At 60.3% G+C, this 20,550-nt stretch carries 18 protein-coding genes; 9 read left to right on the top strand and 9 right to left on the bottom strand.

Annotation, left to right across the window (positions count from 1 at the left end; all coding sequences use genetic code 11):
• Positions 1 to 171: 171 nt before the first annotated feature.
• The gene (locus tag POF45_RS00625; protein WP_282314758.1) at positions 172 to 4,995 is read right to left on the bottom strand and encodes a dermonecrotic toxin domain-containing protein; all 4,824 of its coding nucleotides are present in this window, start codon (positions 4,993 to 4,995) and stop codon (positions 172 to 174) included.
• Between the two features lie 226 nt (positions 4,996 to 5,221).
• Between POF45_RS00625 and POF45_RS00630 the strand changes: the two genes are divergently transcribed.
• Entirely contained in the window at positions 5,222 to 6,256 is a 1,035-nt protein-coding gene (locus POF45_RS00630) for an Ldh family oxidoreductase (RefSeq protein ID WP_259494318.1), read from the top strand.
• Between the two features lie 74 nt (positions 6,257 to 6,330).
• On the opposite strand, the gene POF45_RS00635 is transcribed toward POF45_RS00630, so the two are convergent.
• The gene (locus tag POF45_RS00635; RefSeq protein ID WP_259494316.1) at positions 6,331 to 6,648 is read right to left on the bottom strand and encodes an ElaB/YgaM/YqjD family protein; all 318 of its coding nucleotides are present in this window, start codon (positions 6,646 to 6,648) and stop codon (positions 6,331 to 6,333) included.
• 163 nt (positions 6,649 to 6,811) lie between these two features.
• Between POF45_RS00635 and POF45_RS00640 the strand changes: the two genes are divergently transcribed.
• Positions 6,812 to 7,063 carry a hypothetical protein gene (locus tag POF45_RS00640; protein WP_131058660.1) on the top strand — a complete coding sequence of 84 codons (252 nt, stop codon included), beginning with the start codon at positions 6,812 to 6,814 and terminating at the stop codon, positions 7,061 to 7,063.
• On the opposite strand, the gene POF45_RS00645 is transcribed toward POF45_RS00640, so the two are convergent.
• A complete protein-coding gene (locus POF45_RS00645) occupies positions 7,038 to 7,982 on the bottom strand; it encodes a LysR family transcriptional regulator (protein WP_282314759.1) in 945 nt (314 codons plus the stop codon). The two genes, POF45_RS00640 and POF45_RS00645, sit on opposite strands and share 26 nt — an antisense overlap.
• A gap of 84 nt (positions 7,983 to 8,066) precedes the next feature.
• On the opposite strand from POF45_RS00645, the gene POF45_RS00650 reads away from it, so the two are divergent.
• Positions 8,067 to 8,990, top strand: a complete 924-nt coding sequence (locus tag POF45_RS00650; protein WP_259494313.1) for a carbon-nitrogen hydrolase family protein — start codon at positions 8,067 to 8,069, stop codon at positions 8,988 to 8,990.
• 62 nt (positions 8,991 to 9,052) lie between these two features.
• On the opposite strand, the gene POF45_RS00655 is transcribed toward POF45_RS00650, so the two are convergent.
• From POF45_RS00655 to POF45_RS00665, 3 genes are all read right to left on the bottom strand, one after another.
• Positions 9,053 to 9,526 carry an LEA/WHy family protein gene (locus tag POF45_RS00655; RefSeq protein WP_259494312.1) on the bottom strand — a complete coding sequence of 158 codons (474 nt, stop codon included), beginning with the start codon at positions 9,524 to 9,526 and terminating at the stop codon, positions 9,053 to 9,055.
• A 60-nt stretch (positions 9,527 to 9,586) separates the two neighbouring features.
• Positions 9,587 to 11,047 carry a nucleobase:cation symporter-2 family protein gene (locus POF45_RS00660; RefSeq protein ID WP_259494309.1) on the bottom strand — a complete coding sequence of 487 codons (1,461 nt, stop codon included), beginning with the start codon at positions 11,045 to 11,047 and terminating at the stop codon, positions 9,587 to 9,589.
• Positions 11,048 to 11,285: 238 nt separating this feature from the next.
• Positions 11,286 to 12,179, bottom strand: coding sequence for a LysR family transcriptional regulator (locus POF45_RS00665; protein ID WP_282314760.1), 894 nt, complete (start codon positions 12,177 to 12,179; stop codon positions 11,286 to 11,288).
• Between the two features lie 101 nt (positions 12,180 to 12,280).
• Here POF45_RS00665 and POF45_RS00670 point away from each other — a divergent pair, with 101 nt between their 5' ends.
• From POF45_RS00670 to POF45_RS00695, 6 genes are all read left to right on the top strand, one after another.
• Positions 12,281 to 13,375 carry a polyamine ABC transporter substrate-binding protein gene (locus POF45_RS00670; RefSeq protein ID WP_282314761.1) on the top strand — a complete coding sequence of 365 codons (1,095 nt, stop codon included), beginning with the start codon at positions 12,281 to 12,283 and terminating at the stop codon, positions 13,373 to 13,375.
• Between the two features lie 10 nt (positions 13,376 to 13,385).
• On the top strand, positions 13,386 to 14,345 hold the full coding sequence (gene speB / locus POF45_RS00675) for an agmatinase (protein WP_259494306.1): 960 nt from the start codon (positions 13,386 to 13,388) through the stop codon (positions 14,343 to 14,345).
• A gap of 227 nt (positions 14,346 to 14,572) precedes the next feature.
• A complete protein-coding gene (locus tag POF45_RS00680) occupies positions 14,573 to 15,289 on the top strand; it encodes a helix-turn-helix transcriptional regulator (RefSeq protein WP_282314762.1) in 717 nt (238 codons plus the stop codon).
• A gap of 52 nt (positions 15,290 to 15,341) precedes the next feature.
• Positions 15,342 to 15,683 carry a nuclear transport factor 2 family protein gene (locus POF45_RS00685; RefSeq protein ID WP_282314763.1) on the top strand — a complete coding sequence of 114 codons (342 nt, stop codon included), beginning with the start codon at positions 15,342 to 15,344 and terminating at the stop codon, positions 15,681 to 15,683.
• 73 nt (positions 15,684 to 15,756) lie between these two features.
• Positions 15,757 to 16,875 carry a cell division protein ZapE gene (gene zapE, locus POF45_RS00690; RefSeq protein ID WP_282314764.1) on the top strand — a complete coding sequence of 373 codons (1,119 nt, stop codon included), beginning with the start codon at positions 15,757 to 15,759 and terminating at the stop codon, positions 16,873 to 16,875.
• Between the two features lie 137 nt (positions 16,876 to 17,012).
• Positions 17,013 to 17,504: a GNAT family N-acetyltransferase gene (locus tag POF45_RS00695; RefSeq protein ID WP_259503188.1), complete on the top strand. Its 492-nt coding sequence runs from the start codon at positions 17,013 to 17,015 to the stop codon at positions 17,502 to 17,504.
• Positions 17,505 to 17,599: 95 nt separating this feature from the next.
• Here the strand turns inward: POF45_RS00695 and POF45_RS00700 are convergent, their stop codons facing one another.
• From POF45_RS00700 to POF45_RS00710, 3 genes are all read right to left on the bottom strand, one after another.
• Positions 17,600 to 17,833, bottom strand: coding sequence for a hypothetical protein (locus POF45_RS00700; RefSeq protein WP_259494301.1), 234 nt, complete (start codon positions 17,831 to 17,833; stop codon positions 17,600 to 17,602).
• Positions 17,834 to 18,103: 270 nt separating this feature from the next.
• Complete coding sequence (locus POF45_RS00705; RefSeq protein WP_259494300.1) at positions 18,104 to 19,852, bottom strand: phosphoethanolamine transferase CptA; 1,749 nt, start codon at positions 19,850 to 19,852, stop codon at positions 18,104 to 18,106.
• 321 nt (positions 19,853 to 20,173) lie between these two features.
• Positions 20,174 to 20,356, bottom strand: a complete 183-nt coding sequence (locus tag POF45_RS00710) for a DUF6026 family protein (protein WP_282314765.1) — start codon at positions 20,354 to 20,356, stop codon at positions 20,174 to 20,176.
• Positions 20,357 to 20,550: the final 194 nt, after the last annotated feature.

A 20,550-nucleotide genomic window follows, 5' to 3' on the forward strand; every position in this document is an offset into this window, starting at 1 on the left:
TGCGAGAACATCGGTCATGGCAATTGCCCATCAATGTGGGTTTATTTTCAGGTGTAAACCCCGAAAAACGCGTGGTTGAACGAGGTCATGACCTGCAGTATCCGGATGCAACGTGAAAATATGATCAAAAAACGCCGGGCCGGGTCCTTCGTCGCGGCCCGGATCCAAGGATCAAGGTACGGCGGTGTGAAGTTGACGCCCCAGGTGAGTGATCAGCCAGGTGACCGTATCCGCGTTCCCCAGCATGACGGCCAGTCTTTTCTGCGGATCTTGCCTGAAACGTCTGCGCGCATCGCTCAAGGTCGCCTCGCCGGTCATTTTCAGCACATGCCTGTACGCGGTGTCAGTGTCTTCGTAGGTGGTGTCGCCAAGGTCTTCCCACCGCTGGGTGTCGTCGTTGTACACGGCGAACAACTGGTTCAGCGGCGTTTTGTGGGATAACGCCGTCGTTTGCAAATTGTGCAGGGTATTGTTGAGCACCCTTGCGCGGCCACTGGTGGTTTCGATCAGGTCTACAAACGGTCGGGTGGCGTCGAGGTAGCTGATGTCCTCTGTCTTGTTGACGATATGCGACAGCTCGTGGATCAGCGTGGCGGCGCGGGCATGGGGACTGATGGGGAACGAGGCATCCGTCATGTAGTTGCGGTAATGCTCGAAGCCGGGTTTGAAGAACTTCTCGGCCAGATAGATTTTTTGCTGCCGGTCCGAGCGTATGGCGAAGGCAAAGGAATTTTCCGCGTCTTCCATAAGCCGTCCAACCACAAAGCGTTTTGACTTTTCCTGGCGCAGGCTCGGGTCCAGCAGCGCCGCGAAAATATCGCTCACGGTTTTTTCAATCAGGCTGACGTGTTCAGGCAGCACGTTGGGCACATCCAGAAAGTCCATGATCAACTGGTGCGCGGGGGTGATCTGGCTGTTCGGCGCTTTTAGCAGTTCCAGGTTGCGAAAGCAGTTCCAGGCGTAGTGGGTCGCCAGGTCGAGGCCTTCGTCGATCAGTCTCGCCCTGACCGGAAACAGCCGGCGGATTTCAGGCATGCCGTCGGCTTCAACGTTCATGCCGCCGCTGATCGCTATCCAGGTTCGCAGCTTGCCGACCAGGTTGAAGCGCTGCGCCTGCGCGTCGGCTGTCGGAACCCATTGTTTCGCCGCGTTTTGCAGCACTTGCGGCCCATTGTCGCCGGGGATGCGAATCTGCCATTGGCTGCCACGTTTCTCGACCGGGTACACCTTGCCTTCGACGGGCGCGTAGTGCTGTTCAGTGGTCGGGTGCTTGTACAGGCCAAGCGTTCGTTGCAGTGCCAATGAGTTCAGATCCACCCCGGTGCTTTCCAGGCGCTGCAGATTCGTGCGCTCGGGTGCGGTAATGTCGATGTGTTTCCATTGTGTATGGGTCGGCGGTGTTGGCGCTGCGGACTCGACCGTGGAGGCAGGCGAAACCTCGCTGCTGTCGGTCGACTGGCGCAGCATCACCAGTTGCGCCATGCCGCTGATGAACGCCTTCAGCGCGCTGCCCCATTTGTGTCCTTGCAGGTCTTCGGCCGATGCCTTGATCTCGCGGTAGCTGCGCCCCACCGTGACGGGGTAGGCGAGTTTGCCCGTCAGCAAGCTCGAGGCCTGATCCAGGTCTTCTCCCAGGACATGTTTGACGGTGTGCCATTCACTTTGCCTGTTTTCGTCTGGCTGGGCGCCGAGTAGTCGGGTCAGAAGGTGCACGTTATCGTTGAACAGCGTCTTCAGCAGATTTCCCCGCAGTGGCGTTGATGCCAGGCTGATCGAGTTGCTGGCGGTGGCGGCGATGCGGGTTTTACAACGCTGCTGATCCGCCGTGCTCATACTGCCGAGCACCCATTTTTGCAGGGCGCCGTGGCCTTTCAGCTCGTTGAGCAGGTGGCTTTCACTGTCGTACTCCTTGAACCCGTGGGTGGCGCTGTAGGGTGCCAGCAGGACCTGTGGCCCTTCGGTGCCTGGCTTGGGCCCGATCAGGTAGATCCCGGGCGCCTTGATGGTCGATTCACCAGTGAGGCCCTTGAACTCCAGCGGGCGGACAATGGCATTGGCGCCCGTCACGGCTTCGCGGGCCAGGGCATCGGGCATGTTCATGACTTGCTGGATGAAGTCGAACCCGGTTTCGCTCAAGCGCTCCTGGAGTTTTTCCGAATGGGCGTGGCACAGCAGTTGCCAGGGCACTTGGGCGGCGAAGCGTTTTCTGCGTAATTGTGCGTCCGCCAGAGATTCGGCAAACGCCAGGCTGAGCGTGGTTCGCTGGCGTTCACCGAGTTTGAGGTTACGGATCAGACCCTTGACGTAAGTCATGTCCAGTTGAATGGGTAACGCGGTGGCGGCAAGTGATGCCAGCGTGAAGGCCAAGCCGTCCAGTTCATGCAAGTGGGTCAGTGCGAACTCGGTCAAGGTCTGCGTCAGGGCGGCAGCGGTCGGGCGCTGATTGATCCGTACCTGGACGTTGTCCGGATCAACCTCGATGCCGTCCGTATTGAGTTGTTGTTGCAGCAGGTGGTGTGCGGTGCGGCTCAGCGTGCGTACGCCGCTCAGGTAGTCCTTGTCTTCTTTCGCGTTGTTCAGGTATTGCTGCAACAACTCGGCGTGTAGCCGTTGATCATCAATGGAGGCCAGCGCCAGCCAGGTCGGCAGTTTTTCCCGGGTAATCAGTGCTTCGCCAATGTCCATCGCCCGTTGCAGGCCTGCCTTGGGTTTGCCCACCGTTACCAGGCTTGACAGATCAGCCCGCAAGGTCGTGGGCAGGCGGGAGTCCAGCATCCGTTCAACGGCCACTGTGTCCAGTCGAACGTGGGGCTCTTGCAGGTGTTTGAAGAAATCCTCGTGGATCAGTTGCAACGGCGCGAGAGCAAGGGATTGACCGGCGAGCCGCTGGCTGCGTGGCAGGTTTTCGATCAGGGCGCTGCGTTCATCGTCACTCAGCAGGCGCCTGTCGAGTTCGGCGAGCAACGGTTGTATCGAAGCAAACGCTTCAAACCCCAGGGCGGGTGTCCACAGAATGCTTTTGCCGGAATGCGCGGGATCAAGACCACCTCGTTCCGTCAGGACGAAACAACTGGCCAGGGGCATCGTTTTCCCGGTATTACCGGCCTTGAGTGCAAGGGAGAAGACATCCGGCAGAAAGCCGTTCAAGGCCGCCCGTTGCAGGCGTACCGGGGTGTCCAGCACGGCGTTGACAATAGCTTGCTCGGCGCCTTGCAGGGTGCGGGCGAGAGTGCGCAGCTTCAGTTCCGCCTGCAGCGCGGTGGTCAGGGTATGAGTCAGTTTCGGGCGCAGCAGCGCCAGCGAGTCTCTGATGTCTTCTTGTGCCTGGGCCACCGTGGTGACGGTGGCCGACAGTACAGGGTATTTTTCCGATGCCAGTGCCTGATCAATGCTGGTCAGGATCGCCAATTGCTGTTTGGCCGACTCCCCGCGCACGGTTGCCGGTTGCGCTCGCCAGCGCTGGTCCATCCGGGTACTCCAGCGTCCTTGCACATTGACGGTCAGCAACCCTGGGTCGATCAGTGCGCGTACGTCCAGGATATTGTCGATCAATGCGTAGGCATCAAGACTCCCCTCGCTTTCACGATAACGGCGCAAGCCGTAACGGAGGTTCTGTCCCTGTTTGGCGAGAATGTCGGCCATCAATTGCTGGAACACCGAGCCGACAATCGGCTCGGCGACCACCACCTGTTCCTGGGCGGGGATGGCCAGAAACCGGTCGCGCTCCTCATGTGCCAGGGCATTGAGCAAGTTGTCCTCGTGCCCCTCGGCCGTCATCATCGCGGAGACTGTAGCCTTGATCGCAGCCATGTCGTGATTCGCTTCGATGCCCCTTGTCGGGCTGTATATAAAGGCCGAGTTCTCGTGGGTGTCGATCATCAAGGTGCCTGCCAGCGCCAGCCCCGTTCGGTAGAGTTCGGTGATGCATACCCTGTCGATGCGCCGCGGATTACCCGAAACCGGAGCGTTGTCGGTGCCAGCCAGCGTGACGTTGCGCAGGGTCGCGAACTCCTCGGCGCTCAAAATGTTCTGCTGGCGTTTGAGCAACAGTTCAAGGCTGTAGCGATCGCATAGGCACTGGGCAAAAAACTCGCTGCGCGACTGCCCGTGTTTCATGGTGCCGTTCCAGAACGTTTCGAGCAGGCTTTGCAGATGCGGTGTGAGGCTCTGGGCGATTTCCTTGATGGCGGATTCCCAGGCCAGTGTGTGGGTCTGACTGCTGGCGCCTTGTACGGGGTGGCTGAACTCCCTGACATCACCCTGGGGCCAGTGGTTGGTCAAGTAGTAATACAGAACGGCTTCGTGCAGTGACAACGAAGACACGCTGCGACGGTTGCCGACTGCATCGCTGGAGGCGAGGGTGATGTAACTCTCCAGCCGGGTTCGCTGCCGGTCCAGTGTCGGATAACGCCTGCCCAGGGCGTTGTTCAGCGCGTCATCCAACAGGCTGTTCAGTGTCGGGGCCTTGAGCAATTCATCGAGCATCAATGCTGCGTTCTGTCGTTGGTTGTCTTGCAGGACGAATTCCTGATCCTGAAACACCGCGCCGTCGATCTGCTGCGTCGAAACACTCGTCTGCGCTGCTGCCGGCACCGCACCGGGTTGCTCGATCGACAGGTGGCACAGCAACTCGCGCCGCCCGGCAGGCGTGCCCAGCCATTGCTTGAGGCTGGCTTTGAGGTCGGCCATGTCGGCAAATTTGGTCAGGCCTTTCCAGGGCGTGTAAAGCACCACCTCACCAGCGTCGGGCTTGCTCATGGCAAAGGCACCGGCAAGGTGGATGGCTGACTGCCCGGCCGGGGTCAGCCCCAGTCGATCGACGCGCATGCCCGGCGTGTGCGCCGCGCGTGCGGCGTGGGTCGCGAGGTACACGGCTTTGAGCCATTTGAGGTCGTCAAGGGTGAAATTCAGCGCCTTTTCACGCTCACCAGGCTGCTTGCGACTGGAGGCGGCTTCGGCCTCGTCAAAAAAGTACGGCAGGGGGAGGTCGGTCATGTTTTTTCCTCGAAGAGCGGCGACAGCGGTCGCCACCAATTGGGTGAGAAAAAACTTTAGGACCGTCACGAGGCCTGGGTGCGGTACATATTGCTTGGCCGATATTTCTTTGCAGGCTTGACAGGACGCCTGCAAAAAAGCACTTAATCGAAGCCTCTTTTGCGGGTTGCCAAGCGGCCCGGTTTTGCCCTGTTGCCCGATCTCAATAATAAAACTGGAGCCTCAGATGACCGCATCACCCGAAATGGCCGTCGGTTCGCAAACCCTCGATTTCGATTCACTGGTTGTATTGCTCGAACAGGTTTTCCAACGCAATGGCACCAGCGCCGAGGTGGCTGCCATTCTGGCCCGCAACTGCGCCGGGGCCGAGCGTGACGGCGCCCACAGTCATGGCGTGTTCCGCATACCGGGGTACGTATCGACACTGGCGAGTGGCTGGGTCAACGGCAAGGCGGTGCCGGTGGTCGAAGATGTGGCGTCGGGTTTTGTACGGGTGGACGCCGGCAACGGTTTTGCCCAGCCTGCACTGGCCGCCGCCCGCGACCTGCTGGTGCACAAGGCCCGCAGCGCCGGGATCGCGGTGTTGGCGATTCGCAACTCACATCACTTTGCCGCGCTCTGGCCGGACGTCGAGCCGTTCGCCAATGAAGGGTTGGTCGCGTTGAGCGTGGTCAACAGCATGACCTGTGTCGTGCCCCACGGCGCCGACCGGCCACTGTTTGGCACCAATCCGATTGCCTTTGCAGCGCCGAGGGCGGGTGGTGAACCGTTGGTGTTTGACCTGGCCACCAGCGCCATCGCCCACGGCGATGTGCAGATTGCCGCGCGCAAGGGCGAACGCTTGCCGGTGGGCATGGGCGTGGACAGCCTCGGCCAGCCGACCCAGGACCCGAAGGCGATTCTGGAGGGCGGTGCACTGCTGCCGTTTGGCGGGCACAAGGGTTCGGCATTGTCGATGATGGTGGAGTTGTTGGCCGCTGCGTTGACCGGCGGCAATTTTTCATTCGAATTCGATTGGTCGAATCATCAGGGGGCCAAGACCCCATGGACCGGGCAGTTGCTGATCGTGATCGACCCGAGCAAGGCGGCCGGGCAGGGTTTTGCCGAACGCAGCGAGGAACTGGTGCGCCAGATGCACGGCGTGGGGCTCAAGCGTTTGCCGGGCGATCGGCGTCATCAGCAGCGCGCCAGGTCGCTGGAGCAGGGGATCGAGCTGGATGGCCAGGTGTTGGCTGAATTGCGGGAGTTGGCCGGGGGCTGAACAGGCAGCACCGATCAACGGTGAGAGCGAGCAAGCTCGCTCTCACCTAGATAGTGGTGTTCGTCACGACGTGTTTAGCGACGACCCAACAACAAGCCGACCACCAGGCCAAAGCCAGCCGAGATGGCCACGGTTTGCCACGGGTGCCCACCGATATAGGTTTCGGTGGCTTCCACCGCAGGCTTGGTGCGATCGCGCACGCTGGAGACCGAATCCAGCGCCTGTTGCAGTTTCAGGGCGATTTGCCCGCGCAGGGTTTCGGCTTCTTCGCCGACCAGTGATGCACTGCTTTTCAGCAGTTTGTCTGACTCTTCGATCAGCGCTTGGAGTTCGCTGAAGGCTTGATCCTTGATCTGGTCTTCGGCGTTTTGCGCAGCGGTTTTGCGGGCCATTGGCGTATTCCTTGATGATGGATAGAGTGAACAATGGAGTCTGCGGCGACTGAAAAAGTTGCAGCGAGTTTGCGCATTCGCTGCACCCGGAATAAAAATCCAGCGCAGGACATTTCGTCCTACAGTGTAAGATGTCGCCTATTTTATGCCGCAGGTAATTCCCATGAGCTTCAATCTGGCCGACAAACCCCTTGCCGAGCGCGCCGCGCTTGAAGATGAGAAATCCCGTCTGTTCGACCTCTGGCAGAGCAACCTGGGCAAATCCAAGGGCGAAGCCGCACGGTTGTTCGGCGAGCGCGCCAAGCGCAAGGGCAAATGGGCGGAATGGGTGCGTTCAGAGCTGGACGGCATGTCTCCTCCGGAATTTGCCAACATGGTACGCAGTGAAGTCAATCGGCTGATGGCCGCCAAGTAAGCGGCCCGGCAGCGGCAAAACTCGCGACAATCGCTTCGCGTACTTTCAGTACCACCGGATCGAGCTGGGTGCTGGTGCGCCAGCCCATTTCGATCGGATAGCGCGGCAACGCCAGAGGGCAGGGCAGCAGCGTCAGGCCGGTCATTGCCGCGATGCTCTGCGCAGCGTGGGCCGGGATGGTCGCCACCGCCTGAGAGCCCTTGAGCAGATGCGCCAGCACAGCAAAGTGCGTGGTCGAGGCACACACCCGCCGACTCAGCCCCAGCGCCGCCAGCCCTTCATCGGTAATCCCGATAAAGCCGCCTGATGACACCAGAATGTGCTCGCGTGCGACAAACTCATCAAGGCTGATGGTCTGCTGGCCCGGCGCCAGGGTTGTCGGGTCCGCCAGACACAGGTAACTCCCTTCGCCCAGTACCTGACGGCTGAGCAGGCGCTCGGCAAATCCGCCTGCCGCGATCGCCAGATCGACGCTGCGCTCCATCAATGCCTGGGCCACGATCTGGCTGTGGGTCTGGCGGAAAATCAGCCGCAGTTTCGGCGCGCAACGGGCGACTTCCTCGATCAGTCGCCGGCCGTAGGCGATCTCGAAATCGTCCGATAAACCCACCGTGACCGAGCGCCCTTCAAAGTTATCCGTCGCCGGATCGACCATGGCCAGGCTTTGGCGACATTTGTTCAAGGCGTCGCTGACCACCGGTTTCAACTGATTGGCCTTGAGGGTCGGCGACAGACCGCGACCGGTGCGTACAAATAATGGGTCGCCGTACACGTCCCTCAGCCGGCGCAACGCCGCACTGACCGCCGACTGCGTGACACCCAGGCGCAAGGCCGCCCGGCTGGCGCTGGATTCCTCGTGCAGGGCTTCAAAGACTTTGAGCAGGTTGAGATCAATGGTTGCGATATTCATCTGATTCATATCATTCAGCAGGGGATAGGGCTTTATTCATGATCCAGTGGCGCCGGACAATGCGCAACACTTGACGTGAATGGAGCCAATGCGATGCCCAAATCAATCGTTGCTGCACTGCAAATCGGTACCTCGCCCGACGGCAAGGCGCAGACCCTGGAACAGATCCTGTCGTGGGAGAATGCGATCATCGAGGCCGGTGCCGCCCTGGTGGTGATGCCGGAAGCGCTGTTGGGCGGCTATCCAAAGGGTGAGGCCTTCGGTACTCAACTGGGTTATCGGCTGCCCGAAGGCCGTGACGCCTTTGCCCGGTACTTCGCCAATGCCATTGATGTACCCGGTGCCGAAACCGAAGCGTTGGCCGGGTTGTCGGCGCGCACCGGGGCCAATCTGGTGATCGGCGTCATCGAGCGTGCCGGCAGCACCTTGTACTGCACCGCGCTGTATTTCGACCCGCAGGCCGGGCTGGTGGCCAAACACCGCAAACTGATGCCAACCGGCACCGAGCGTTTGATCTGGGGCAAGGGCGACGGTTCCACGCTGCCGGTGATCGAGACGCAGGTTGGCAAGGTCGGCGCGGTGGTGTGCTGGGAAAACATGATGCCGCTGCTGCGCACCGCGATGTACGCCAAAGGCGTTGAAGTCTGGTGCGCGCCGACCGTGGACGAGCGGGAAATGTGGCAGGTCAGCATGCGTCATATCGCCCATGAAGGTCGCTGTTTCGTGGTCAGCGCCTGCCAGGTGCAGGATTCGCCTCGGGCGTTGGGCGTGGACATCGCCAACTGGCCGGCGGACCGACCGTTGATAGCCGGTGGCAGCGTCATCGTCGGCCCGATGGGCGACATTCTGGCCGGTCCGCTACGGGGTGAGGCGGGGTTGCTGACGGCTGAAATCGACACTGACGAGTTGGTCCGCGCGCGTTATGACTATGACGTGGTCGGTCACTATGCGCGTCCGGATGTGTTTGAGCTGGTGGTGGATGAGCGGGCGAAACCCGGAGTGCGGTTTAACGCATGATGCGAGCCGGTTAAACACAATCCCACAGGTTTTGCAGTCTGGGCCGCTATCGAGGTGGGCCGTTACCAGGTTCCCGCAGCCGCCCCCGGCAAACTGAGGTTGCCGGTATCGACAAACCGCATCGTCCCAAACACGCCGCCCGCCAGTTTGCCGCGCAGTACGTAGGGCAGGTTGTCGAGGGTTTGTGTCTGGCTCAGGCCGAGGGTCTGACGCAGTACCGAGAACGCCGAGACGCTGACCGGCACCGTCAGCACCGCTTCGGAAAAGCGTGCGATGGTGCCTGATTGATCGCTGACACCTGAAGCCAACGGCCGTCCATTGACTTCCAGGTCCAGCGCCACGCCGCTGTAGTCAATCGCGGTTTCATTGGGGTTTTGCAGGCGGATCTTCACCGCAAAGCGCACTTCCAGATCCTGGCTTTGCAGGGGCTCGATGCCGACCACGTTGATGTTCAGCGGATCGCGATTGGGGAACAGGGCGCAGGCGCTCAGGGAGAGGAGTAGAAGGGAAAGAATTACCGCGTGGACGCTGCGCATAGACATACTCTCGACTGAAAAAGGGCCGAACCACCCGGTGGTGCGGCCCTGGCGGTTCAACTATGCGACCGCCTTGCGGGAGGCGGGTTCACCCTTGGGCGGCATATCGGGGTTTTCCATGACCTGGAGGATTGACGCTTCGGGATCGAAATCGTCTTCTTCAAGCGCCATGAACTCCTCCGGCAAGAAGATGTTCAACACAATGGCGCACAACGCACCGACCGTGATCGGCGATTCGAAGATGTTGTGCAGCGCCATCGGCAATTCACGCAGTACTTCTGGCACCGCCGCGATACCGAGTCCCATGCCCAGGGAAATCGCCACGATCAGCATGTTGCGCCGATGCAGTCCGGCTTCGGCGAGGATCTTGATCCCGGCCACCGCCACGGTGCCGAACATCACCAGTTCGGCACCGCCGAGCACTGGTTTCGGCATCAGTTGCAACACCGCGCCGATCATCGGGAACAGGCCCAGCAACACCAGCAACCCGGCAATGAAAAACGCCACGTAACGGCTGGCCACGCCTGTGAGCTGGATCACCCCGTTGTTCTGCGCGAAAGTCACCATCGGCATGCTGTTGAACACCGCCGCCATGGCCGAATTGAGGCCGTCGGCCAGCAGCCCGGACTTGATTCGGCGAATGTAGATCGGGCCTTTGAGCGGCTGGTGGGAGATCATCGAGTTGGCGGTCAGGTCGCCGGCGGCTTCCAGCGGCGAGACCAGGAAAATCACCGCGATCGGCACGAACGCCACCCAGTCGAAGTTGAACCCGTACTTGAACGGCACCGGTACGCTCATCAGCGGTACCGCCGGCAGGCTGGCGAAATCGACGTCGCCGATCAGCCAGGCCACGACATAACCCAGGGTCAGGCCGATCACGATGGCGCCCAGGCGCAGGAACGGCACATCGACCCGGTTCAACACCACGATAGTCCCCAATACCAGCGCCGCGAGTGCCAGATGACTCGCGCCACCGAGGTCCGCGGCGCCAAAACCGCCGGCGATATCGGTCATGGCGACCTTGATCAGCGACAGGCCCATGAGGGTGATGATGGTGCCGGTGACCACTGGAGTGATCAGCATCCGCAGCTTGCCGATGAATTGGCTCAGCACCACTTCAATGAAGGCGGCAAAAAAACACACACCAAAAATCGTCGAGAGAATCTCATCGGTGCCACCGCCCCGGGCCTTGACCATGAACCCGGCGCTGAGAATCACGCTGATAAACGAAAAACTGGTGCCTTGCAGGCACAGCAGGCCGGAGCCGATGGGGCCGAAGCGCCGAGCCTGGACAAACGTGCCGAGCCCGGAGACGAACAGCGCCATGCTGATCAGGTACGGGATTTCGCTCTGCAAGCCCAGGGCGCCGCCCATGATCAGGGTCGGGGTGATGATGCCGACGAAGCTGGCTAGGACGTGTTGCAGGGCGGCGAAGATCGTCGCGCTCAGGTGCGGACGGTCATTGAGACCATAGATCAGGTCGGAGCGGGGTTGGGGTTTTGCACGTACGGATGAGGTCACGAGGAAAGCGCCAGGGGGCCAGGTCAGAAAATGGAGGCGCAGGATGCCAGAAAAACCAAGGGCTTCACACAAAACCTGTGATGGGAGGCAGCACCGATACCTTCCAGGAAAGCACAATCCCCCGGTGGGAGCGGGCTTGCTCGCGAAGGCGGTGGGTCAGTCAACGGCAATGGTGGCTGAGCAATGGTATGGGTAAGACCATCGCTCCCACAGGGGGATTGCGTTCAACACGAAGAAATCAGGAAAACGCCGCCAGCAAATCCGCTTCAAATGCCTTATGCGCATCCCCCGGCACTTGCGCCCGATGCCGGGCCAGGTGAAAAGCCACCTCGAAACTCATGTCACCTGCACGCACTGACCTGAGCAAGCCCTTGTCCTGCCAGCTACGGGCAAAGTGACTGGGCAAATACCCCACGTGCTTGCCGGACAGAATAAACGCCAACGTGCCCTCGACCTGTTCCGAGCGCGCCGAACACAATTTGCCCTGAAACGGTTCGTCGCTGCGCAGAAAGCGATAAGGGTGATCAACCCGGTCACAAGCCTGTAGTGCCTCATCGTCCGGCGCCTCGTTGGCAAATAGTGGATGACCGGGCGCGCAGTACAAATGCTGGGTTTCGCTGAACAGTTCACGGTAGTCAAAAGCGCTCTGCACTTGTGAGAAATATCCGATCGCCAGGTCCAGCCGCTGTTGCAGCAGCAACCGCTCCATTTCGCCGGGCATGGCACTGATCAACTCGATACGCACCGACTCGTCCCGCTCGCGAAAACGCCGAATGGCCTGGGCCACCCGTCGCAGCACCGATTGATCGAGGGCTTCGGACAGCCCCAGCCGCACTTCGCCGATCAGCCGTCCCGCCACGCCGTTGGACTGATGCCGGAACAGTTCGATGGATTGAAACAGCGTGCGCGTGGCGCTGAGCAGTTCTTCACCCTTGGCGGTGACCCGAAAGCCGCTCTTGCCACGGCTGCACAGGCGATAGCCGAGGCGGGTTTCCAGTTTGGCCATTTGCTGGCTGATGCTCGACTGACTCAACCCCAGTTCACCCTGAGCCGCACTGAAGCCGCCGCACTCGACCACGCTGACGAACAGGCGCAGCAGTTGCAGGTCCGGGTCGTGCAGTTGACCGAGCATCAAACATTACTCCGTAATAAAGTCAGGTTAACAAGCTTTGTATTTTTATAATGTATCCCGGCGCGCACGCTGCAACCACTCCAACTGGTCAGGTGTTTGTCATGGCTCCTCTGTTCAAGCTGAGTTTTCCCGCATTGCTACTGGCGATGGCCGTCTCGGCCCAAGCCGAGGACAAGGTCGTCAATCTCTATAGCTGGGCTGATTACGTGGCCCCTGAAACCTTGCAGCGCTTCGAGCGAGAGACCGGCATTCATGTGCGCTATGACACGTTCGACTCCTCGGAAGTGCTGGAAACCAAGCTGCTCACCGGTGGCAGTGGTTATGACGTAGTGGTGCCTTCGTCCAGCGTGTTGGCCCGCGGGCTGGCCGCCGGCGCATTGAAGGAAATCCCCCACGAAGGCCTCAAGGGCTATGCCAACCTCGACCCGGACCTGCTGGCCAAACTCGCCGCCGTCGATCCCGGCAACCGTTACGGCGTGCCCTACACCTGGGGCACTCTGGGCCTTGGAATGAATGTCGAAGCGGTGCAAAAACGCTTGCCGAATGTGCCGCTCAACAGCCTCGACCTGCTGTTCAAACCCGAATACGCCAGCAAGCTCAAAGACTGTGGCATCGCAATTCTCGACTCGCCGCAAGAAGTCATCGGTCTGGCCCTGCATTACCTCGGTAAAAATCCCTACAGCACTGATCAGCAGGATCTGGCCGCCGCCGAGGCGTTATTGCATCAGCTGCAGCCCAATGTGCTGTACGTCGCCACGGGTCGACAGATCAGCGATCTGGCCAATGGCAGTGTGTGTCTGGCGCTGACCTACAACGGTGACGCCAGCATGGCGGCGGATCAGGCGCGTAAGGCCAACAAGCCTTACGAGGTGGCCTACCGGATTCCGCAAGAGGGCACGCTGGTGTGGCAGGACAACCTGGCGATCCCCAAGGATGCGCCGCACCCTGAAGCCGCCCGGGCCTTTATCGAGTTCATGTTGCGCCCCGAGTCCGTCGCGGCGCTGACCAACACGCTGTTTTTCGCCACCGCCAATCAGGCTGCCACACCAATGGTGGACGAGGCGGTGCGCAACGATCCGGATATTTTCCCGTTGGCCGATGTTCGCGAGCGCCTGTACGCCGACCGCAGCATGAGCCTCAAGGACATGCGTCAGCGCACCCGGCTCTGGACCACCTTCCGTAGCCGCGAACAATAAGGAGTTCACCATGGATGTCCCTGCACAGAACGATCAGGCGATGACCCGCGACAGTCTTTACGGCACGGCGGCCGAAAGCACCTACGCCGGCATCACCAGTTTCATGCGCCGTCGCTACAGCCGCGACTTGCGCGGGGTTGATGTGGCGGTCAGCGGCGTGCCGTTTGACACCGCCACCAGCAACCGTCCCGGCGCCCGTTTCGGACCGCGCGGTATTCGCGCGGCGTCCACCGGGATCGCCTGGGAACGGCACTGGCCGTGGACGTTTGACCCGTTCGACCATCTGGCCGTGATCGACTATGGCGACTGCGATTTCGATTACGGCGCACCCCATTCGGTGCCGGACAGCATCGAGGCTCACGCTGAGCGGATTCTGGGCGCGGGCAGTGCGATGCTGACGTTTGGTGGTGATCACTTCATCACCTATCCGCTGCTCAAGGCGCACGCCCGTCACCATGGACCGTTGTCGCTGATCCACTTCGATGCCCACAGCGATACGTGGCCGGACGAGGAGGGCAAGCGTGTCGATCACGGCACGATGTTCTGGCACGCCGCGAGGGAAGGGCTGGTGGACCCGGCGCGCTCGGTGCAGATCGGTTTGCGCACCACCAATGATGATCACATGGGGTTTGAGGTGCTGGATGCGCGGCGGGTGCATCGTCGAGGTTGTGAGGCAATTGTCGAGGCGATTCGGGCGCGGGTTGGCGATCATCCGGTGTACTTGACGTTCGACATAGATTGTCTGGACCCGGCTTTCGCCCCGGGCACCGGCACCCCGGTGTGTGGCGGTCTGAGCACGGTGCAGGCGCTGGAGATTCTCGGCGGCTTGCGCGGGATCAACCTGGTGGGCATGGATGTGGTGGAGGTGGCGCCAGCGTATGACAGTGCGGACATCACCTCGTTGGCGGCGGCGACGTTGGCAATGGAGATGCTGTGCCTGTATGCGGCGCGGCACAAGGTCGACCGCTAACTTTTTCAGAAGGCCATCAGATTCACAATGGAAGTTGAATTTGATGGCCCCATCGCGGGCAAGCCCGCTCTCACAGGATTGCGCCGTCCCTGTGGGCGCGGGCCTGCCCGCGATGTTTTTTCAGGCGACCGGAATTTTCGGCATGTCACCAGCCATTTCGCTCCTGCCATTTTCTGACAATAACCTCTGCTAAGCTGCGCCACCCTTGGTCCCGGAGCATGCCCACCGTGTCGCGAACCACTCGTTTACTGACCTTGTTGCAAGTGCTGCGAGGTAAAAGCCGGCCGGTGACGGCGGCGACGCTGGCCAGCGAGCTGGAGATTTCCGAGCGCACACTGTATCGCGACATTGCTGAATTGACTGCGCTTGGCGCGCCGATCCATGGCGAGGCGGGGGTGGGTTATGTGCTGCGCAGCGGCCTGTTTCTGCCACCCCTGATGCTCAGCGCCGACGAAACCGAAGCCATTGTGCTGGGCTTGCGTTATGTCGATCAGCGTGGCGATGAATTCCTCAGCAAGGCGGCGGCCAATGCACTGGCGAAAATCTCCGCTGTGTTGGATCCGGCGGCTCAGGAGGCCTTGCGTAACCCGACGGTGCTGCCGGGGCCAGCGGGTTATGGTTATCCGCAAAATGCGGTGGAGTTGAATGTTTTTCGCGATGCGATTCGCCATCAGGCCAAGCTGCACATCGATTACGCGGACGCCAATCAAGTGCCCAGTCAACGGCGGATCTGGCCGTTGGCCCTGGGTTTTCTCAACGAGGTGCGAATCATCGTCGCCTGGTGCGAGTTGCGCAGCGCCTACCGTACCTTTCGCACCGACCGGATTTTGGCAGTCGGCGAGCAGGGCGAACGCTATCCGGGCCGGCGCAGTGACCTGTTGCGCACCTGGTACCAGCGGATGCAAGTGGATGATGCAGGGCGCTTCACTCCTGACAAGAATTGACAGGCGGTTGCTTTAGCATGGCTCCAGTCTCGACAAACAAGGAGCCATAACCATGTCCAGCCCCGCCTCTTCACTGGCCCCGGCCATTGCGGCGTACATCGCCGCCGCCAATGCCCGCGACACCTCCAGGGTCGCCAGTTTCTTCGCCGAGGATGCCAACGTATTCGATGAAGGCCAGCATCAGGTTGGCACTCAGGCCATCGCGCAGTGGATGCAAGACGCCGCGCTACGTTATCAGCCTCGGGTCGAAGTGCTGGACGTTCAATTGCGCACCGGCAAGGTGCTGGTGCACAACCTGATTTCCGGTACGTTTCCCGGCAGCCCGCAGGAACTGCGCTACATGTTTCGCCTCAACGAGCAGGGCAAGATCGCCCGGCTGGACATCTCTGTGTAACGCGAAAGGCCCCTCCATCGGAGGGGCTTTTTGCTGGCATACTGCGTGTCTTGTGCCCTGATGTGCGGTGTTTATGACTTTCGATTCCCCTTTGAGTGCCTGGCAGCACGCCATCGAACAGGATGGCTTCGTTCAGGATGAGGCCCAGGAGCATGCCGTCTGGGCTTTGCAAAAGTGCCACGAAGCCCTGCACGAGGGGCGAAAGTCGATTAGCGGGGTTTATCTGTGGGGACCGGTTGGCCGGGGCAAGACCTGGTTGATGGACCAGTTCTACCAGAGCCTGCGGGTACCGGCGCGGCGGCAGCATTTCCATCACTTCATGGGCTGGGTGCACCAGCGCTCGTTTCAGTTGACCGGCATTGCCGACCCGCTGAAAGCGCTGGCCCGTGAGTTGAGCCAGGAAGTGCGGGTGCTGTGTTTCGACGAACTGTTCGTCAATGACATTGGCGATGCGATTATCCTCGGACGCCTGTTCGAGGTGATGTTCGAGGAGGGCGTGGTGATGGTCTGCACCTCCAATCTGCCACCCGATGATCTGTATGCCGACGGCTTCAATCGCGACCGCTTTGTGCCGGCGATAGCGGCGATCAAAAAGCACATGCAGGTGATTGCGGTGAATGGCGGCGAAGACCATCGTCTGCATCCGGGCACCGCGTTGCAACGTTATTGGGTGGCTGCGCCGGGCCAGCCGAGTGCACTCGATCCGGTGTTCACGACACTGACTGCCGGCCAATCGGTATCCAGCGAACCGGTCGAGATCGGCTACCGTCGCGTCAACCCCGTACGCGCCAGTGGCACGGTGCTTTGGTGCCGGTACGCGGACTTGTGTGAAGAGCCGTTTTCCGCCATGGATTTCATGGCCCTGTGCGACAACTTCAGCGCCATCCTGCTCAGTGAAGTACCGAACCTCAGTGCACAAAAACGCGAAGGACGCATCGCCCGGGGCACTGAAGACGGCGTCGAGCGGGTGGTGGCCGGTGATCGCGAACTGCCGCAGTTGTCGGTGCACGATGACGGTGTTCGGCGCTTCATTGCCCTGGTGGACGAGTGCTACGACCGCAAGGTGCCGCTGTACCTCGAAGCGCAGGTGCCCATGGCCGAGTTGTACACCGAGGGTTATCTGGAGTTTCCGTTTCGTCGCACTCTCAGCCGTTTGCAGGAAATGCAGTTGCAGCGCTTTGCCCACCCTTGACCGGTCACAGGAGCGTGATGATGTCTCACCTGAACACGGGCAGCGGGTTGTCGCCGATGCAGCACTCACGCTAATGTCCAGTGTCCTTTCAGCGTGCACGAAGCGCGTTGGGGGCAGACATGTGTGGGGGGATGGAAATGGAATCCGCGGAAATTCTTGTACTGCAAGCCAACTACACCGATCCGGTGCATGCCGAGGCCATCAGCCTGGTGCTGAACCACTACGCCGAAGACCCGATGGGCGGCGGCGAGCCGTTGTCCGCCGAGGTCCTGCAGCAACTGCCGGGTGAACTGGCCAGGCGTGCGCATGCCTTCAGCGTGCTGGCCTTTGTGGGCAGTGAGCCGGCAGGGCTGGTCAATTGCTTTGAAGGGTTTTCCACCTTCGCCTGCCGGCCGCTGGTCAATGTCCACGACGTGTCAGTGGTCAGCAAGTTTCGCGGTCTGGGGTTGAGTCAGAAGATGCTGCACAAGGTCGAGGAAATCGCCCGGCAGCGCGGTTGCTGCAAGATCACCCTTGAGGTGCTGGAAGGCAATGCCGTGGCCCAGGCGTCCTACGAAAAGTTCGGTTTCGCCGCCGGCATGTTCGACCCGGCGCACGGGCGCATGCTGTTCTGGACCAAGCCACTGTAAACCTGCGGCCATAAAAAAGGGCGCCCATCAGGACGCCCAACTGTCAGCCCTGACGCCGGAGCCGGGTCGTCAGAGGTCCATCGGTGTTGCGGTTATCAGGCGTTGGGGCGGGTGACCTGGGCGGTTTGGTCTTCAGGTGTCTGGGCCTGTGCCTGGGTGTTCTGGTGCTTGTCGAGCGCAACGCTGGCCTCGGTCTTGCTTTGCGTCTGTTGCTGATTGGTCAGCACGTTGGCCCAGTAGTAATTCATGCGTTCAGCGCCGCCTTCGGCAAAAGCACTGGCAGAGGCGAAGGTGAGCAGGCTGGCGAGAATAAGGGTTGTACGTTTCATGATAGGCGTCCCACTAAGAATGTCTGGTTGCCTTGTCGTCCGTGATTCAAGGTCGTGGACGCAGTATCGGCAGCTGTCATTAAGTCGGGGTTAACGCGTGAAAAACATGTGGGAGCGGGTTTGCTCGCGAAGAGGCCGGCAGCCTTGAATCCGTGTTGGCTGACACACCGCTCTCGTCGGAACGCCGCCCGGACCAAGCCCGCTCCCACAGAGGTCTTCGGTGAGCACGAGATTTGTGCTTACACCAGACAACTGTGGGAGGCGGCGCGGTTACTGCTTGACCACCGCAGGCTGCGCAGCAGGCGCTGTCTTGGGTTTGATCAGGCTGAAGTCGATCAGCGGCCGTTGCTGGCGCTCATACGGGTTGCCGATCATCAGCGGCCGTGGCTTGAAGCTGTCGCTGACCAGGCTTTTGGTGCGGTCCAGTTCATCGAAGCTCAAGCCGGCCAGGTCGGCCCAGGTGTGGATCAACTGTGAGCTGACATAAGGACGGCTCAAGTCGGCGGCAAAGCTCCAGTCATGAGTTTCGCGCCATTTCGGCGTGGCATAGGCCATGAACGGAATGGTGTACATCGGCGCCGTCGGCTTGTTCTCGTTGCGGCCCAGGGTGTTGTGGCCCGCCGAGTCGAAGACGTCTTCGCCATGGTCGGACAGATACAGCAGGAAGCCGTTCGGATCTGTCTTGGCGTAGTCCTTGATCAGGCTCGACACCACGAAGTCGTTGTACAGCACTGCGTTGTCGTAGCTGTTGTAGGTCGGCACTTCAGCATCGCTCACGCCGTCCGGCACACCGTTGCGATCCTTGAACTTGTCGAAGGTCGGCGGATAGCGGTACTGGTAACTCATGTGCGTACCGAGCAAGTGCACCACGATCAACTTGTGCGGCGCCGCATCGGCCAGGGCCTTGTTGAACGGCTCGATCACGTCACCATCGTACTGGGCGGCGTTCTGGTTGCGATTGTTGTTCAGGTAAACCTGCTCGTCGGCCTGTTCGGAGAACGTGGTGAGCATGGTATTGCGCTTGGTCATGGTCTGCTGGTTGGTGATCCAGAAGGTCTTGTAACCTGCCTGTTTCATCATGCTGACCAGCGATGGCGTGCTCAGGTACAGATCCGGGTTGTCTTCGTCGGCGAAGGTCAGCACCTGTTGCAGCGCCTCGATGGTGTAGGGGCGCGGGGTGATGACGTTATTGAAGACCGCCAGTTGATCCTTGAGCTTGTCCAGTTCCGGGGTGGTGTTGCGGTTATAGCCGTACAGGCTCATGCGCTGACGGTTGGTCGACTCTCCAATCACCAGCACCAGGGTCGCCGGCTGGTCGGCCATCGTGTTCTTGAGGTTTTTCAGTGGCGGGATTTTGCTCGCACTGTCGAGCATGTCCTGCATGCCGGCCAGGGTGTCCAGGTAACGGTGATAAGCCACCGCCATCTGCCACGGCACAGCCGGCTCGATACGGGTTTCGAACTTCTCGAAACCGCCGGCAAAGCTGCCGGTACGAGCGGTCTGCTTGACCAGCGGGTAACCGATCACGGCGACCAGAATGGCGGTGGCGGCAACGAACGCCTGCCAGCGCGGCAGGTATACCGGGCGCAGGCGAGTCCAGAGGAAATAGGCAAACAGGGTATGTGCCAGGAACGCCAGCACCATCCACCAGGCAAAGTACTGGGTCATGTACTCGCCAGCTTCAGAGATGTTCGACTCGAACATGATGAAGATGACGCTCTGGGAAAATTCCTGCTGGTAGATGAAGAAGTAGCCCAGGCTGGCCATCGAGCAGGCCCACAGCACTACGCCTATCACGGCGGCCATCAAGCGTGTCTGGCGAGGGAACATCAGCATGGGGGCGAGCCAGATGGCGCTCATCACAAAAGCTTGGCGAAAGCCGGAAAATCCGGAGGTGCCCGTCAACTGGATCAGCAGTTGGGTGATGCCGGAAAAATACCAGAAGAACACAAACAGCCAGATAAACCCGGCCAAATCGAAGCCTTTCGCAGGCGTTTTGCTGCGTTTGAACACTGCCATCAATTAGCTACTCCCACCGGCGTTACACAGTCACCAGTGTCATCAAGCGAACCCACACAAGGAATCACTGTCCGAGAACCGGACAGCCACAAGGATCGGGAGTATCGCCAGACGAATGTGAAAACTTTGTGAGTTTCGTTCAGGAAGCCGACAGGAATGAGCGGGTGCGCAACAGGAGGGTACAGCTGCCAGTAATCAATGTGGGAGCGAGCCTGCTCGCGAAGGCGACCTGCCATTCAATATCGACATTGAATGTGCAAACCAGCTCGCGAGCAGGCTCGCTCCCACAGGGAAGGCGGTGATCTGGGGTGTGTTGCCGCGTTACTTGGCAGCGGCTAGCGCGGGAGTCGATTGCCCGTCCAGTTGCGTTTGCTGCAACATTTGACGCAACTGCGCTACTTGTTTCTTCAGGGCGTCGCGCTCGTCTTTCAATTGGCGAAGCTCATCACGACGGATCGTGACGTAGAGTGTCTGGGGGGGACGTGCGGTAACGATTGTGTCCATTGCTCACCTCGCAAATGGCATGCATCAACTGTGATGGAGGTCGTTCGTTCAAGCGACATCCTCACTATCGGTATCAATTTTGGTTTCTTTTTTCACTGATTGGAACTTTTTTATTTTTCATTGTCGGTGTGTCTTCGTGACGTTTCCCGACGTTATCAGTGTGAATCGGGCACAATGCCCGGAAACTTCATCCC

Origin of the sequence: Pseudomonas fungipugnans (assembly GCF_029955235.1) — a bacterium.
Classification (GTDB): domain Bacteria; phylum Pseudomonadota; class Gammaproteobacteria; order Pseudomonadales; family Pseudomonadaceae; genus Aquipseudomonas; species Aquipseudomonas fungipugnans.